The sequence below is a fragment of the Microcoleus sp. PH2017_35_SFW_U_B genome, assembly GCF_020737865.1.
Taxonomy (GTDB): Bacteria; Cyanobacteriota; Cyanobacteriia; order Cyanobacteriales; family Microcoleaceae; genus Microcoleus.
The window spans coordinates 60,931-78,064 of sequence record NZ_JAEQDE010000051.1; the positions used below are offsets into that span (position 1 = coordinate 60,931).

Here is a 17,134-nt window from a genome sequence, read left to right on the forward strand (position 1 = left end):
TCAAAAAACAGAGGACTGAAGTCCTGACTACAAACCTATTTTATAGCGCTCGATCGACCGGACGCGATCGGACTAATGACTGATGACTAATGACGCCAGGACTCATGACTCATGACTCTTTAAGGCATTCCAATTCCAATCAAAGAATCGAACGGCATACAGCTAGAGTAGCGCTCCCCGGACGATAAAACCGCAATCAGCCTCATTTGCCAGTCGGGCATAATCTGCAAATCCGCCCAGGGTACTGCTATCTCCAAACATTTATCCAATCCCACTTGGGCCCGGCTGAGGCGGGGCTGCCACTCATCGCCCTCTCCTGCTTCGTGAAACCCAATCGATTTCGTCAGCAAATTAATCTCTAACTGATGGTGGAAGCGATAGTTGATGGGTGCTTCATCGGGCAAACCTGACAGCGGAATCAAGCTGTTGTGCATCGTGCGATCGGGATAAAACCAGAACAAGTTTAACTCCGGCGGGCAATCAATGCCCGGCCGCACCCCAGCATTGAAGTCGGCGCGAAGGTAAAAATTCAAGTGATCTACGCCGTACCAAAGCCGCTGAATTGCCGCACTCCGGTGCATCGTACCCCTTGCTCCCCCAACTTCAATCCGACCGGCTTTGTCCCAATCCTGTTCGTTGCCGATACCGTCGATAATCGGGTGAATAAAGCTCAGCGGTTGGTGGTCGCCTTGAACCTCGTGTGCCTCTACTTGTCGCAGCACTTCCGGGGGTACAGGCTCGCCGAGAGCTTCGTAGATTGCTGCTACGTGTTCGCGGAATAGCCGATCGAACATAGCATCTTGATTCGACGTGTGGCCTTCGCCAAACCACCAAAACCAGTCGGAACCTTCCGCCGCATAAAGCGCTTCCCAAGCTTCGGGATTGCTTTCTTCCGTAGCCTCTGGATGGTTTGCCAGCATTTGTCTGGCTGGCCCTAACAAATCCCAAGCGCGGTTTTTCGCAGGATCGCCGATCCAAGTTGTCAGGGAACCGTCTACCCAGGAACCGGTATGCAGTTGGGCGGCGGGTATTGTTTCGGTGGCGGGGAATTTGTCGAGAAATTCCGACACTGTGACTAATTGGATATCGGGATTGTCGCTGAGAGTTTGATAGAGTGATTCTAAGAACGGTTTGCCATCTTGAGGATAGAATTCCCAGCAATTTTCGCCGTCTAGGGCGATCGTCACCAACCACGGATTTTCTAAAGATGTGTGGCCGTCGGGTTGTCGGTGTTTGAGAGTTCTGCCGATCGCCTCCAAGTGTCCCACCAAATCCGACGCTGCCTTCTTCGGTTCCATCGAACCGTAGGTAAAACCAATCAAATCCGACAATCTGTGGTCTCTAAATACGATCGCCAAATCGCCATCAGGAGTTTCTAAACGATAAGGGCGATATAACAATTCTGGTTCGCAAACATTCCCCGCCCCATCGCGGTGAAAAAAGTGTTTAATTGTCCACCCCAATACCGCCTCATCCGAGACAATCCATTTAAACCCTTGTTTAGCAATGTAGGGCAAAATTTCCGGGCTAACTGCCTGTTCCGACGGCCACAAACCCCGCGGTTTACAATCAAATCTGTCTTGATACATATCCCAAGATTTTCTCAAATGTCTGGGAATATCTTCAGCCCACTGGAACCTATGTTCTGGCAGAGTCATGTTAGGAATCGCTATGCGGCCGCCATTTGTGTCAGCAAGCAGCGGCAAAATCGGGTGAGTGTAGGGGGTTGTGGACACTTCCAACTGTCCCTCAGCTTGCATTTTACGGTGCTGGGGAATGATTCTGGCGAGAATTTCTTTTTGTTTTGAATAGATCTTTTTGCGATCGGCCAGATTGAAATTTTGTCCTTGTTTCAGCCACCCTGCAATCTCGGGGTCATCCCAAAACAGCGGATCGATCCAAGCTAAATTGTGCCACGCCAGCAAGTCACCAAAATCCTGCACTTTCCAGTTTGCCAAGCACCATTGAATCCCTTTTTCCTGCCGCTGAGTGTAGAGTTGAGCGTACCGGGGATGCGGCTGAATCAGGGTATGGTAGTTGGCATCAAAGAAGTGTTCTAAAATGAACTCTTGTTCAGCGATGTTTAAAGTTTCTGCTGGCTTGAGAGTTACCGCCAAGTAAGGGTCTAATGCTTTGTCGGCGATGCAGTCTTCTATCTGCAAAATTAAGGACGGAACCAGGTTTACAGTTTGATGCAGCTTGGGATATTTTGCCAGAATTAGGACTAAATCCAAGTAATCTTTGACTCCGTGCAAGCGCACCCAAGGCAGTCGATACTCGGATGCTCCGGCGCTAGTGAACGATCTTGATTTGTAGAGGGGTTGGTGTTGGTGCCAAATGAAGGCTACGTAAAGGGGGTGAGACATTGATTTTGGTAATGGGTAATGGGTAATGGGTAATTATAATTTGTAATTGGTATTTTGTAATTGGTATTTTGTAATTGGTATTTTGTAATTTTGTCAGGAATGCTTAACTTCTATCTTTAGGGTGATGAACAGCGCAGATTGTCCCTATTAAGTAGCGCTTCCAACTTCTCAATTGCAGGTTGATGCTGCACACATTACTACCATCGAGTAGCACATAAAACTACTTTTTGTATCTAGGGCTTTCATTCAATTGATATTTGACCGCTTGAGGGCGACCTTTAACTCGAAGGAAGAGGATTGGATTCAGTTGACAGTTGACAGCAGCCTCTATCTAGAAGGAAGATGATTGGAGTAATGAATCGTCTTGTTTTAATTTCTCCTTAAAATGGACAGGCTTTCAACCAATTCTTTCTGGTAATAGCGGTAAAAGCTTTAATAGCCAGTCAACTAGAATTATCTTCATTTCCGTACAGTCATGAATTAACACTCAGGCTGGTAAATTCTGGATTAAAATCACCTGTCGCTATATAAGGAATTGAAAAAAGGTAACAGTCAACCGTTAACAGTCAACTGTCAACTGTCAACTGTCAACTGTCAACTGACTAATTACATTACCTGTTCGACTTCAGAAATTTCAGGGATTGCTTCGCGCAGGCGGCGTTCAATGCCCATTCTCAGAGTCATTGTGGAACTCGGACAAGAGCCGCAAGCTCCTTGCAGTCTCAGGTGTACTACTGGGCCGTCGATTTCTACCAGTTCGACGTTGCCACCATCTGATATCAGGTAGGGGCGCATTTCATCGAGAACTGTTTCGACGTTATCTCTGGTTAGTGCTAGTGTTGTCATATTTTGCCTCAAAAATTATTCGTACAATTGACTTAGTTCGATCGTACCGTTACTTGCCGTTAAATGAAGTTGAGTCCGAGACACTAATCGCAAAACCCGCTTGCTCCAACAAAACGGATTTTGCAATTAATCCTTCCCAGAATGACTGCAACTGTAGGAGAGATTCCCCCACCTGGGTTGTCATCCATCGTTGCCAAGTCTTTAATCTTCAACGCGCAACTCGAAAAGGGTATAACCCTAGACTACTGCTGGTTCTAGCAGTTTGACGTTGGAGTAGTTAAACTCGGTTGTTGTCAGTTGACCTTTTTCTTTCGATCGCACTACTTGCTTGGTCATGACATAATAGTCGCCTATCTTGTCAAAGGTATCTTCAAATTCCAGTTCTCTGGTGATTTCGTTGGTTTCGGGGTTGCGAAAAACGGCATCGTAATGACTAGCCAAAGAACCTTCGGGTGTCTCTAAGCTTTTGTGCGTGTCAATGACGAAAGCCATGCGACCCATCACCCGGCTGACTTGACAAATTGACAGACCTCGGATTTTATAATTCGAGCCCATTGAGTCGCCTTGCACTAAAATATCCACAGCGTCGGTACTGTCCTTCTCGCCGAGGGTGAAGCTGTTTTTGCCGTGGGATTTTTCAAATGTCGATCGCTTCCGGTGAGTCACAATATCGCGCATTTGAGTGTAAACGCTCTGCTTTACTTCCTCATCGGCAATGCCACTGACTTCCACTGTCATGTCTGGTTTAATGGAAACATGACCCGTATATACTTCGTCGCCTTGCTTGAGTTCAATATCGGCGCTGTAACCGGGAAAGTTGGCATCCCAGGTGTAACGGTGTTCGTAAGCAGCGCGAAACAAATCGCGAGCGTTGGCTGGCTCTGTCATAAATCTCTCTTTCTATTTACACCCATCTAGTTTAGCGTAACCGCTCCTGTGCCCTGCATTGACGGCATGGGCGGGTTGCCGACTCTCGCAGGTTCCCGAATGGGGTGCTGTCGCTAGGCTATTAACTTTACCGCCACAAAAAATTACTTTCAGTCTCAGTTGCTATGATGTCAAAATAAAGTCACGCAATTACTCGTGATTAAGATCGCGATCGATCGCCATACATCACTCTTAGTTATGGGTTATCTTAAAAAAAACTTCTGTCCGCTTTTTAGAGTTTTCACCTGTGGCAACTATTAGATTCCCTAATTAATAAAATGCTAGAAACAATTTACAAATACCTAGAAACGTTGCAGGAACAAGTTAAGCATTTACCACCTCCCCAACAGGCAATTTTAATAAAAACTGTGGAAACTCTGTCAACTTCTTTGCAAGAAATGGCAACCAGCCGCCAGTTTGAAAGTGCGACAAATAACGCGGCAAAGTTAGTTGAGGCGGAAAATTTAAATCGTCTTTTGGAACGCACTGTCGCCCAGCAAGCGGCGCAACTCAGAAAGCTACAGGAGCAGTTGAACGAAGAAATCAACCAGCACCGCCGGGATAATAAAGCATTAACTAAAAGCGAAGCCAAACTTCAGGCTGCGCTCCGTAATTCTCCAGATATAATTACTATTGTTGGCTCCGACGGGCGAGTCCGATATCACAGCGCAGCGCTAGAGAGAGTTTTGGGTTACAAGCCAGAAGAGAGAATTGGCAAGTTTCATGGCGAGTTGATCCATCCAGACGATTTGCTGAGTTGGAAGGCATATTTTGGCAAGTTGCTAGAATTTCCTGGAGTTGGGAAGCCGATCGAATATCGCAAACGCCACGCGGACGGTTCTTGGATCTACTTGGAGTCGATCGGCAATAGTTTGCTTCACGATTCTAGCGTACAGGGAATTCTGATTGCTTCCCGGGAAATTGAGGGACGCAAGCAAGCAGAAAGCGCACTCCTGGAGTCGCAACGGCACTACAAAATTATGTCACAAATTACTTCGGATTTTGCCTATTCTTTCAAGGCACTTCCCAACGGTAACTTTGTTTGTGAGTGGGTAACGGAAGCTTTGGCGCGCGTGAGCGGTCATCTCCCTGAAGAATTAACTGCCTCGGGCTGGTGGAGTTCAGATATCGTTCACCCTGATGATAGGGAAATGTTAATTAAACAATTAGAAGGCTGTACTTCTAGAGGTATGGGAGTCAATGAGTATCGAATTGTTAACAAAAATGGTGGTGTGCGCTGGGTGCGGGACTGCTGGCAAGCCGTGTGGGACAAAACTGAAGGGCGGGTTGTTCGTTTGTGGGGCGCTTGTCAGGAAATTACCGATCGCAAGCAAGTAGAATTGAAACTGCAACTCGTTAACAGAGTTTGGCAAGCCCAGATTGCATCGGCGCCGCTGGCGATTAACTGTACCGACAATGACGGCCGCACCCTTGTCTGGAACCGCGCCGCCGAAGAACTTTTTGGCTGGACTGCTGCTGAGGTTTTGGGTCAACCATTGCCGAATATTCCTGAAGGACAAAAGCAAGATTTTTACGCGCTGCTGAAATCTGCGGGTAATGGCAAACCGGAAAACGGTTTGGAAGTGTCTTTGCCCAAAAAAGACGGTAGTTCGATCGACCTTTGGCTGTTTGCCGCACCCGTACAAGATGCAGGCGGCGAGACAGTCGGCAGTATCAACATATTTTCTGACCTTTCAGAACGCAAGCGCATAGAAGATGAGCGCCAAAAACTAGCATCCCTGAAAAATATGGAAGAACCTTTTTGGGCCCGCTATGTCAGCCGCCCGCCAACCAAGAAAAAAGATGGGGATAACTAATTCCCTCAAGCATATAGCGGTTCTCAGAAAGATTCGCGGATGTTGTTGGGCTTGGGCCCTCTTGGTTTAAGCGGTTATATAAGCTGTCAGTCATACCTCATCTTTTTGAGAAAGGCTATAAGTTAAAAACACTAAAAGTCCGAAGCAGCAATCTTCTGCTGGCGATATCATCTCCGGTAAAATAGCCGTTGCAGATTTGTAGTAAGGAAGTCGGTATTCTGAGTTTTATTAGTACGGACTTCCTCACTACAAAGCTATTCGATCGATCCCACATAATATCATAATAAATACACCCTGATTCTACCTTTATTATTTGCTATGCTGTGTTAGACACAACCCTAATGACCTAAAAATAATTTAGTAACCAGCTATCGAAGTTCTTGAAAAAATCTATAGCAATCAGAGCGGATTGGCACAAGATAAAAACTTTTTTGTCTGGCTAGACTCCTTGTTGAACAAGGATTTAAATTTTTCTAGAACTAGCAAATAAATTAGTATTGCTATATTGCTATATAGATGCAAGTGTCACATTTTCCAGGCAGAAGACTTGTGTGCCCGATCAATATTCGAGTTTTTGAATGCGGGAATTGCATCTTTACTTGTTTAGAGATTTTTGCTGACTCCTCAAAGCATCTAACTCTACGTGAGCCTGACAAGCTTTACTTGACTGAATGGAATCTAAGACATTACCAATTACCTTGGAAAGATGGAGAGCCGAACGGTGAGCTTCTTGGATAAAAGCTCTTTCCTCTATTGGATCGTCGGCCATATCATCTACAGTTAGTTGTAGATAGCCGATGATGTGATTTAGTGGAGTTCGCAGCTCGTGGGATGCGGTTGACAAAAACTCTTTTTTAAACTGGGATAGTTCTTTTGTTCGCTGGCTGCGCTCTTGGTAGAGGGTGGCTAGGGCGATCGCACTTCCGACTTGATCCGCAACTTCTTCTGCGAATTCGATCTGGTCTTGAGTCCAAGGTCGATCGGCATTACCATCATTCCCTGACAATCCGCCCTCGCACCGGTGCAAGCTAATTATGCCATTAGGTTTATCTTGATAAGCGGTAGCGACCACTAGCAGCGAATGCCGTTCAAAAGGATCGTCGGCTCCTAACGATTCTACTACCACCGGTTTTAGGGTCTCTAGAGCTTGAGTAATATGAGGTGCTGACGTGAGCGAGATTTTCACTCCCAGCATTGGTAGAAATGGTTCTTGGCAGTATTCAGCAGCCACTGTGACTTGCTGGCTAGAACTTTGATAGGGACAAATGATGCAACGGCTGACACCTAATGTTTGTCCGAGAGAGTTAACTGTTTGTTGCCAAATGGTATCGAGATCCAAAGTTCGACGAATCTTTCTGCCAATTTGGAGCAAAAGTTTTTGCGATTGAGCTGATACTTGCTGATTCATAGCAACCCTCTTTCTACTAGACTGGCAAAAGTCTACCACTCCACCAACACAGCAGAAATTTACTTAATTTGCCAGACGCAAACTGTTCAAATAGAGGTTTGCGTAATTACACTTAAATGTTCCCACACTTAGTCAAAAAATACTATCTATTGCAAGGATCTTTACAATATCTTTACAATTCTCACATAAAACTAAGAACGTCAATTTTTCTTAATATAACTTTACAATAGGGCTGTGGAAGTTAAATCAGTCCTATGGGTGGGCATTCAGTTTTGGTAAGGTTAGGGATTTTTGGGGGGGTTTATTCGCAGGTGTGAGCCGCGAAGAGACAGAGCGAGATGATCTGTTGTCCTACCCCCCCCAATGCCATTGATGCGAATTCTGCGTGGGTTCGGCAGCGGTGGGGCGATCGGTCTGAGTGGAAAACACCGAAGGAGGGAGATTGGTGGCGGACAAGGTAAAATTTGATACTGCGACGGGCAATATAACTGTGTTATTATGAAAACCACCAATTATCAATGATTTTTATGCGCGAATTTGTAATCAGGGATACACCGATCCCGACATAATCAACTGAGTGATATACAAATTTGTAAGTGGTAAGTGGTAATTGGTAAGTGGTAAGACAACTGGCGAGACACCCAAGTTGAGAACAGCTATAGCTATTTTTTATTTCTTGCTTCTTGCTTATTCCCTCCTTTGCCTGCGGACAAGTTTTGCTTCTTGGTGATTTGCTCGGGCTTCTGATCTCGGACTTCTGGCCTCAACATCTATCCGTTAAATCGGTCAAATCCCTGAAACTGATTCGTTTCCCCACGTCCTTGAACGTCGCGACGATCCAATACGCTTGGGATAAGCTTTCAATAGTTGACAGTTGACAGTTGACCGAAGGAGAGCGACCTCTACCTAGAAGGAAGAGGATTGGAGTAATGAATAGTCTGATTTTAATTTCTCCCTCAAAGACTTGGGGCTTTCAACCAATTCTTTCTGGTAAAAACAATGTCTTGCATTTAGTTTGTATCTTTGGGGCGGGCAGGATGCCTACCCCACAAGAGTTTTAATCAAATGAGTTGATCTTTGGGGCGGGCAGGATGCCTACCCCACAAAAGTTTTCATAGATCGGATATCGCTTTTATGGATAGCGTTCCTCTCTTCGGATAACCCAGAACTGAAGCAATTACCGATGACCAATTACCAATTACCAATTACCAATAATTAATTTTTCAAGAGCGGTTCTTGATAAAGCACCACAGTAAAAGTAACAGTCGAGCCGAGTCCTTCCCCCATACTGTAAAAATTTACTGTGCCACCCATGGCTTCTACCAGTTTTTGAGAAATAGCCAATCCCAAACCAGTGCCGCCGTATTGTCTGGTACGAGCGCCGTCCACCTGAAAAAATGACTCAAATAATTTATATTGCTTGTCTAGAGAAACCCCAATGCCAGTATCGGCAACTCGGATTTTCACAATTCCGGGTAACTCCTGGTTGTTAACAGTTACTTTTTTCTTAATAACTTCGGCACTGATGCGAATTCCGCCTTCCTTGGTAAATTTAATTGCATTGCCGGTGAGGTTCAAAATTACCTGAAGCAGGCGTTGGTAGTTGGCATACAAAATAATCTCGTCCTCGATGGCTGGTGTTTGGATTTGAAATTGCAATCGCTTTTCTTGCACTTGAACCCGTGTAAAGTTCTCCACTTGCTGCAAAAGTTCGCCGAGTTTGACTGGAGCGAGGTCTAACTCCATTTTGCCAGCTTCGATTTTAGCGATATCCAAAATATCGTTAATCACATTGAACAAGTGTAATGCCGATTGATAAGCTTCTTCGATAAATTGGTGCGCTTCTTCGGGGTCATCTGCCATGCCATCCAGAACCAGTTTCAGGAAACCGAGGATGCCGTTGAGGGGGGTGCGGAGTTCGTGGGAAGTATTGGCAAGAAATTGACTTTTAAGTTGGGAAAGGGCGACGGCTTCGGCACGGGCTTGTTCTAATTCTTGGTAAAGTGTAGCGTGGGCGATCGCGCTGCCGACTTGAGCGACTAACTCGCGGGCAAATTCGAGTTCGACAGGACTCCATTTCGGGGAATTGCCGCAGCGGTGCAAACATATCAGGGCATTGGGTTGGTCTTCATAGAAGGTAGCTGCTACGAGTACGGAATGGCGATCGAAGCGATCGACAATGGGGGAGGCGTAATCGACTGCTACGGGTTTTAACGTGGCTAAAGTTTGAATCCAGCCCGGCTGTTCGGCTGCGCGCAGTTGTAATCCCAGCATCGAAGAGTAAGGTTCTTGGCGGTACTCAGCTACTACTTTAAAAGTTTTCGATTGGAGATTTTCGATTTGATCGGCAGACAGCGGGGGCGATCCATCGCTGGCAATTGAGTGTTGCAATTCTGCTGCTAGATCTGGATAGTTTTGCTGATTTTCTGAGATCGGGAAGGGGGAAATTTCGAGGTTTTCGCTGTCTTTTTTGGAGGAACAGATGATACAGCGGCTCGCGTTCAAAACTTCACCCAAACTGTTAACTGTTTGCTGCCAAATTGTCTGTAAATCGAGGGTTCTGTGCAGGTTTTGAGCGATTTGGGAGATAATTTTGCGATCGATTTCCGAGTAGGTAGTGAGCGGTCTACCGATGAGGCTGGCTGGATACAGCATTTGTTGGCTGGCGTCGGAGGAAGATGGCAAAGCTGGATATGCCATGAATTCTGGGGAATCTGCCGACAATTGTACGGGTTTGTCCGACAGCAGCCTGCCCATAACTAAGACTTTTGTAGCTTTACCATTGGAGTCGATCGCCGGAGTGACTGTCAAATCGAAGAGAAAATATTGTTCGGCGTGGCAAAATGGATAGCTAAACCTTTGGGGGACAAGGGTTTCGAGCGCCCGCCGCAGGCGTTCGAGATAAGGTGCAGGGGCGATGGGTTGCAGGGTTTCGCTGAGGGGGCGATCCTCTTCGAGGGCTTCGCTAACGACAATTTCTTCTGCTGTGAGGTTGTACTCCTCGGCTTTTTGCCAGTAAAAAGACAGATATCGACCCCTTGCGTCTTGGGTAAATACTAATTCTGCCCCTAACTCTTGAAAAAATGCTGTAGAGGCGAGGTTCGATCGCCGGAAATCTGTGTTAGAGTCCATCAGATTAGGGGATAAAAGTAATTCTGATTTTGAGTATTGAGTTTTTGATTTAAAATTTAAAACTCAAAATTGTTTTGGGTTTTGATAATTAAGATGTGAGTTATGGTAGAAGCAATAAGGAAGAGTGGAGAGTTGACAGTTGATAGTTGACAGAAGAGCCCGAAAAGCCGGTCGTTGGGTTGACAGAAGAGCCCGATCGCGCAAGACAAGGGTTAACAGAAGGAAGAAGGAATAAGCCCTTGCGGCTTCCTTCGGCTAAGCCGTATAAGTCGCTCAAGCTAAAAAGATGGAAGATGCAAGATTGAAGATGGAAGATGCAATCGAGCGCATTAGTTTTAGCAATTAATAAATTCCCCGCGATCGGGCACGGTGGCTATATTAATTGACTGCAAAGTAGTTGGCTTTTTAATGAATGATTCACAGGTCGAGACTCGAAACTCAGAACTCTTTTAGACTTCTACCACAGCATTTTTAGTTATCAATAATTTCCCCAAAAATTAATTTATAACTCAACTCAAAACTCAAAACTATTTGTTGTCAGCAGTTTTCGGTAATTTAAAAATACAACTTAAGATGTAGGAATTAGTAGTCTGCACATATTAACTATCGAGTTTAAAAATTCCGCCAAAAGTTGAGGCTGCCAAAAACTCAAGTCGGGGACTGGCGATCGCATTTTTGCCGTCACAATAGAAAAGCTCCTTCTACTTAACCAATATTGCTCCGAACCACCTGTATTTCGCCCGGAAATCTGCCGGAGTTATCTCGCCGGAGCTCGGACGATCTAAATTTCACACCCAGAAATTTTATGCCCAGCAGATTTGTGCGCGCCGTAGGAGGGCGAGACAGGAGACAACCTCAGTCGTTCCATTCGCCGCGGGGCGGGACAGGAGGGGTGCGACGCAAACTCATAGCCTGATCGTCTTCGCGACGCTCGCCTCTGAGCCACTGCTTGATTGCTGTTTCAATGACTTTGCTGGGGTCATTTGTCAAGTGCTTAATTTGGTCTAGCAGTTCAGAATCTATATGGATAGATAGTTCCACTTTTTCTGACGAACTGTGGGAGTGTATACTTGACTCGCTCATACTTAAAAAATCCTAGTTTTAATTCTTAAGTTTCAATTCCTTCTAGGAATTTACGCCTTTTTGTTTTGAAGGAAGTGTTTTGAAGGAAGTGATGCCTTATCCCTAGTAGAGATGCACAGCGGCTCAAAACCTGTATTTTTTACACCCTTGCCGCCCCGCTTCCGTCATTTGACCAAATTATCTGCTTCTTGTCAAGCGCTAGCAACTTCTCACCAATATTTTTCAGTTTGCTATCCGCCTCTGTAGAGTAACCTGACGCCAAAAATGGGTACAAGCGCCCGACAATCGTGGTGCTCGGCCCAAAATTTTAGACCCCTGCTCGATCTCCCAGATTTATCGGTTGCGGAGTAAGTTGAAAATCGTTCTCCTTTTTTGAACTCGATGCTCGCGCTCGCTCAAGTCTCACGCCGCAGTCTCCAATCTCAAATCTAAATCTGTTGTGCACCCCGAAGTCTAAAATCTCTAATCTCAAATGGACTGGGCTGTTCGTTTGATGCGGGATGCTGCCGATCGCCTTTTTCTCAACTGTTCCAGAGTTTTCTGTAAAAGAACAAAGACAAAACTTTTTCTGAGGAGGGCGTCTAGGCTGGAGCAGGCTAAAAAACATAGCATAAATACAATGGCTTTGTCAACCCACAACCGAGAAAAATTTAAATTCTATTTAAGTCTCTAAATGACTATAAATGACTGTAGATTGAATGAAGTTTTATAATATAACAAAAGTCAATCTTTTGCCGATAGGTTTTATGACAAACGTTCCTGTATCTCGCATTCGTAATTTTTCGATTATTGCTCACATCGACCACGGAAAATCGACTTTGGCCGATCGACTGTTGCAGGCGACTGGGACTGTGAAGGCACGGGAAATGAAGGAGCAGTTTTTAGACAATATGGATCTCGAACGCGAACGTGGCATTACGATCAAGCTGCAAGCGGCTCGGATGAATTACACTGCCAAGGACGGTCAGGAGTACGTGCTAAATCTGATCGACACTCCCGGACACGTTGACTTTTCCTATGAGGTTTCGCGATCGCTCGCTGCTTGCGAAGGGGCGCTGCTGGTGGTAGACGCTTCTCAAGGCGTGGAAGCACAAACCTTGGCAAATGTCTACCTTGCCTTGGGAAATAATTTAGAAATTATTCCGGTTCTAAATAAAATTGACCTGCCGGGGGCGGAACCGGAACGGGTTAAAGGGGAAATTGAAGAAATTATCGGTCTGGACTGTAGCGGGGCGATTGAGGCTTCTGCTAAGGAAGGAATTGGTATTGATGATATTTTGGAGGCGATCGTGGAATTGGTGCCGCCGCCGCAGGATACTGTTGAGAAACCGCTGCGGGCGCTAATTTTTGATAGTTATTACGATGCTTATCGCGGGGTAATTGTGTATTTCCGGGTGATGGACGGAAGTGTCAAAAAGGGCGATCGGGTTTTGTTGATGGTTTCGGGGAAGGAATATGTCATCGATGAATTGGGCATTTTGTCACCGACGCAAGTACAAGTAGACGAACTGCACGCGGGAGAAGTGGGTTATCTGGGCGCGGCAATTAAGGCGGTAGCTGATGCTCGCGTCGGGGATACGATTACTTTGGTCAAAAAGCCTGCACCGGAGCCTTGGCCTGGTTATACGGAGGCTAAGCCGATGGTTTTTTGTGGCTTATTCCCGATCGATGCAGACCAATTTCCTGACTTGCGGGAAGCTTTGGAAAAACTGGAACTCAACGATGCGGCGCTTTCCTACGAACCGGAAACTTCTAGTGCGATGGGATTTGGTTTCCGCTGCGGTTTCTTGGGTTTGCTGCACATGGAAATTGTGCAGGAAAGATTGGAGAGAGAGTACAATTTGGATTTGATTGTTACGGCTCCTTCTGTGGTTTATCAAGTCACAACAATTAAGGGAGAAGTGTTAACAATTGACAATCCGAGTCACTTGCCAGATCCTCAATATCGGGAGAAGATTGAGGAACCTTATGTGCGGGTAGAAATGCTGTCGCCGGAAACTTATGTGGGGGCGCTGATGGAGTTGTCTCAAAGTCGGCGGGGCATTTTTATGGATATGAAGTATCTGAGTCAGGGGCGGACTACGTTGGTTTATGAGTTGCCTTTGGCGGAGGTGGTGACGGACTTTTTCGATCAGATGAAATCGCGATCGCGCGGTTATGCGAGTATGGAGTATCACATCATCGGTTATCGCGAAAATCCGTTGGTGAAATTGGACATTTTAATTAATGGCGATCCGGTTGATGCTTTGGCGATGATCGTGCACCGGGATAAGGCTTACAATGTTGGCCGCGGCTTGACGGAAAAACTGAAGGAGTTGATTCCCCGCCACCAGTTTAAGGTGCCGATTCAAGCGACTATTGGCGCTAAGGTGATTGCTTCGGAACATATTCCGGCTTTGCGGAAGGATGTGTTGGCGAAGTGCTACGGCGGCGATATTTCGCGGAAGAAGAAGTTGCTGCAAAAGCAGGCGAAGGGTAAGAAGCGGATGAAGTCTGTGGGTACTGTGGATGTGCCGCAGGAGGCTTTTATGGCTGTGCTTAAGCTCGATCGCGATTCGTAATTTGTCTGTAGGGCTTTGTTAGGAACAGGCAAGATGCCTGTTCCACAAACAGTCATTTTTCTTGTGGGGTTCTAGGAACAGGCAAGATGCCTGTTCCACAAAGAGTCAATTTTATCGTAGTTTTTTGCAATCACCTCGAACAGGCAAGATGCCTGTTCCACAAAGAGTAAATTTTCTTGTGGGATGGGCATCTTGCCCGTGCCAAAAAGGTTTATTGAAAATGATATAAGATGTTGATATAATTAACAATATAATTCTCACTTGAATTTACTATTATGACTACCAAAATATTACTGAAGTCGTCGGACAAATTAACTAACTTTTCATTGACAGCCGTCATCGAACAGGAAACAGAGGGAAAATATCAAGCGATGGTATTGGGTTTACCTGAATGTCAAGCTGAGGGAAATACTCGCGAAGAGGCGATCGCAAATCTCAGCCAACTTGTGACGAATCATTTAGAAAAAGCTGAATTCATTTCGCTAGAAATCCAAGAGCAAAAACCCGATAGCCCAGCTTTGACAATCCTGATCGAACAGGAAACAGAGGGAAAGTATCAAGCGATGGCTTTGGGTTGGGAAGAATGTAAGGCAGAGGGTAATAGCCGGGAAGAGGTTATTACCAATATTAGCTTAGTTGTGGGCGATCGGCTAGAGAAAGCCGAACTCATTTCTTTGGCAATTCAACCGCCCAAACCGGAACATCCTTGGATGAAGTTTGCTGGAATGTATAAAGACAATCCGCTATTTGATGAGGTGGTTGCTTATATGGAAGCCGATCGCAACACCCTTGATGAGGAAATGGGAACAGATTACCCACAAGTTGATGTGGAGATCGGAGTAAAATGAGTTTGTGGGTACTGGATACGGATTGTTTGACACTTTTTCAAAACGATCATCCGCTGGTAAAGCTGCGAGTTAGTCAGGTTAATCCTGAAGAGATTGCAGTAACAGTGATTACCGTTGAGGAACAAATGCGGGGATGGTTGAATGCGATCAACCAATCTTCTCAATCGGAGCGAGTAATCTGGGGTTATAAGGGATTTCTGGATGGAGTAGAGTATTTCAACAGTGTGAATGTGTTGAAGTTCGATCGCGATGCTTACAATTGCTATACAGATTTGGTGCGTCAAAAGATTCGCATCGGCACAAAAGATTTGCGGATTGCTGCTATTGCACTTTCTAAAAACGCTATTCTGGTGACGCGGAACCGGCGAGATTTTGAGCGAGTACCGGGTTTGAGGTTTGAAGATTGGACAATTTGAGGAATTGGGTGAGGGATTAAATGCGATCGCACTTTTGGACATTAAGGGCGATCGCACTTTTGCAAATAAACCATCAGAGATTACTCATCATCATCTGCTTTACTACCTAAAAGTCCGAAAATTGCACCGACACCCATATTCCAAGTATCCTTGCAAGTCTCAAAAATGCGAATTTGTTGCGGAGATAGCCGATCTTCCATACTAAGCGATAAGGACACGCTTCCAGAAAGTAAGGTAATACAGACAACAGTTGCGAAGACGTACTCGAAAGGAGAGGGAGGTTGAGGAGAGGTATTTTTACGAATCATTTTAGGAGATTTAGGTTTAGCAGGTGTCATATTTGGTTGAGCTTTCATAATTGCTACCTTTTGATTGGTGATGTTTTAATCATAAAGGGCAAAACCTTGAAAGTCAGCCTGTGTATGGGTTTCAAATACTATGAGTTTGATATGCGTTTAAGATGCGTTTGATTGGCGATCGCCCGCTATAATACTTAAAAGGTTTGTAATTTGGCTATGACAGAGCGATCGCTCACAGCATCCCAGGCAGGAATCGAAAAAGCAACAATTGCTCTCACAGGCAAAGGCTGGAGTCGCCAAGACTTAGCCGATCGTGTTACGATCGGGGAAGGCAAAAAGTCAAAGACAGGCATCGATATTCAAGCAATTCATAAGTTTTTTACCCAGAAGGCTGTCAGTCGCCAGTATTTTGTGGGAATTTGCAAGGCTTTAGGATTGGATTGGCAAGATATTACAAATCCCAATACAACTACGCGGGGTTCAGAAACCGGGTTTTTTCACAGAAAAGACGCGTTACAGCCCACAGATTCGGTGAAAAACCCGGTTTCTTCGATCGCAGTGGATAATTCCAACCACAATAATCCGTTTATTCCCCAACATGGCAAGATAGACGATCCGCGACATTTCTTTGGTAGAAAGCGAGAAATACGGCGGGTGTTTGAGACGCTGAATAGTGGTAGTAGTGTTGCAATTATTGGCGAAAGGGCGATCGGCAAAAGTTCCCTCCTACAAGCCCTTTACCGAGAAACCCCAACTGAACTCCGTCATCCGCGCCAACCCATTTACCTTAACTTAAATAATGTTTATGATGAACATGACTTTTACGATGCTTTGTGTGGCGAAGCGGGTATCGAGACAGTCAAAGGATATCAACTAAAACGGGCTCTAGAATCGCACCGATTCCTGTTGCTTTTAGATGAAGTCGAGAAAATGACCTGGGATGGATTTACGAACCAAGTACGCGGCCAATTGCGGGGTTTGGCGGAGGGAACCGATGCACCTTTGCGTCTAGTTGTCGCCGCCTGCACCTCTCTCGATACCCTGTTTCCTGACAGTCAAGACAAAAATATGACATCTCCTTTCAAAGGAATTTGCATTGAGGAAAATCTGAAGCAATGGGATGATCAAATTAGCCGCAAATTTATTGATAGTCGCCTCAATGCTGACTGGTTAACACCTATTCCCGAACCCGTAAGGTTTACTGAGGCAGAAATTGCGGAGTTAATTGCTGAAAGTGGCGGCTATCCTCAGAAATTGATGCAATTGTGCTATCAAGCTTACGATCGTTATATCAACGATACTAAATCATCCTAAAATACTATAGAAAGCTAAGATAGATATGCGATCGCACAATCCAATATCTCGTAGGGGCAGGTTCACCAACAATAATCGCCTAAAACAGACAATCTCAAAAACCTGCCCTCCCCAGCC

General features: G+C 45.5%; 12 protein-coding genes. 5 read left to right on the forward strand and 7 right to left on the reverse strand.

The window, feature by feature from the left end; translation table 11 throughout:
- Positions 1 to 119 precede the first annotated feature (119 nt).
- From JGK36_RS14970 to JGK36_RS14980, 3 genes are all read right to left on the reverse strand, one after another.
- Positions 120 to 2,366: a glycoside hydrolase gene (locus tag JGK36_RS14970; RefSeq protein WP_293197170.1), complete on the reverse strand. Its 2,247-nt coding sequence runs from the start codon at positions 2,364 to 2,366 to the stop codon at positions 120 to 122.
- A 606-nt stretch (positions 2,367 to 2,972) separates the two neighbouring features.
- On the reverse strand, positions 2,973 to 3,212 hold the full coding sequence (locus tag JGK36_RS14975; RefSeq protein WP_193975189.1) for a NifU family protein: 240 nt from the start codon (positions 3,210 to 3,212) through the stop codon (positions 2,973 to 2,975).
- Between the two features lie 237 nt (positions 3,213 to 3,449).
- On the reverse strand, positions 3,450 to 4,100 hold the full coding sequence (locus JGK36_RS14980; protein ID WP_293177030.1) for a DUF3386 domain-containing protein: 651 nt from the start codon (positions 4,098 to 4,100) through the stop codon (positions 3,450 to 3,452).
- A 317-nt stretch (positions 4,101 to 4,417) separates the two neighbouring features.
- On the opposite strand from JGK36_RS14980, the gene JGK36_RS14985 reads away from it, so the two are divergent.
- Positions 4,418 to 5,956, forward strand: a complete 1,539-nt coding sequence (locus tag JGK36_RS14985) for a PAS domain S-box protein (protein WP_293197168.1) — start codon at positions 4,418 to 4,420, stop codon at positions 5,954 to 5,956.
- A gap of 595 nt (positions 5,957 to 6,551) precedes the next feature.
- Here the strand turns inward: JGK36_RS14985 and JGK36_RS14990 are convergent.
- The 3 genes from JGK36_RS14990 to JGK36_RS15000 form a co-directional block, all read right to left on the reverse strand.
- On the reverse strand, positions 6,552 to 7,364 hold the full coding sequence (locus JGK36_RS14990; protein ID WP_293177034.1) for a GAF domain-containing protein: 813 nt from the start codon (positions 7,362 to 7,364) through the stop codon (positions 6,552 to 6,554).
- A gap of 1,215 nt (positions 7,365 to 8,579) precedes the next feature.
- Positions 8,580 to 10,496: a GAF domain-containing sensor histidine kinase gene (locus tag JGK36_RS14995; RefSeq protein WP_293177036.1), complete on the reverse strand. Its 1,917-nt coding sequence runs from the start codon at positions 10,494 to 10,496 to the stop codon at positions 8,580 to 8,582.
- 855 nt (positions 10,497 to 11,351) lie between these two features.
- Positions 11,352 to 11,579 (reverse strand): type II toxin-antitoxin system CcdA family antitoxin, encoded by a 228-nt coding sequence (locus JGK36_RS15000; protein ID WP_293146178.1) that lies wholly within the window; start codon positions 11,577 to 11,579, stop codon positions 11,352 to 11,354.
- A 746-nt stretch (positions 11,580 to 12,325) separates the two neighbouring features.
- Here JGK36_RS15000 and lepA point away from each other — a divergent pair.
- From lepA to JGK36_RS15015, 3 genes are all read left to right on the forward strand, one after another.
- On the forward strand, positions 12,326 to 14,140 hold the full coding sequence (lepA, locus tag JGK36_RS15005; RefSeq protein WP_293177038.1) for a translation elongation factor 4: 1,815 nt from the start codon (positions 12,326 to 12,328) through the stop codon (positions 14,138 to 14,140).
- Positions 14,141 to 14,415: 275 nt separating this feature from the next.
- Entirely contained in the window at positions 14,416 to 14,988 is a 573-nt protein-coding gene (locus JGK36_RS15010) for a type II toxin-antitoxin system HicB family antitoxin (protein ID WP_293177040.1), read from the forward strand.
- A complete protein-coding gene (locus tag JGK36_RS15015) occupies positions 14,985 to 15,404 on the forward strand; it encodes a type II toxin-antitoxin system VapC family toxin (protein ID WP_293191452.1) in 420 nt (139 codons plus the stop codon). The genes JGK36_RS15010 and JGK36_RS15015 overlap by 4 nt, the downstream gene beginning before the upstream one ends.
- A gap of 80 nt (positions 15,405 to 15,484) precedes the next feature.
- Here JGK36_RS15015 and JGK36_RS15020 read toward each other — a convergent pair whose 3' ends face one another.
- A complete protein-coding gene (locus JGK36_RS15020) occupies positions 15,485 to 15,760 on the reverse strand; it encodes a hypothetical protein (protein ID WP_293177044.1) in 276 nt (91 codons plus the stop codon).
- Between the two features lie 159 nt (positions 15,761 to 15,919).
- Between JGK36_RS15020 and JGK36_RS15025 the strand changes: the two genes are divergently transcribed.
- On the forward strand, positions 15,920 to 17,017 hold the full coding sequence (locus JGK36_RS15025; protein ID WP_293177046.1) for an ATP-binding protein: 1,098 nt from the start codon (positions 15,920 to 15,922) through the stop codon (positions 17,015 to 17,017).
- Positions 17,018 to 17,134 lie beyond the last annotated feature (117 nt).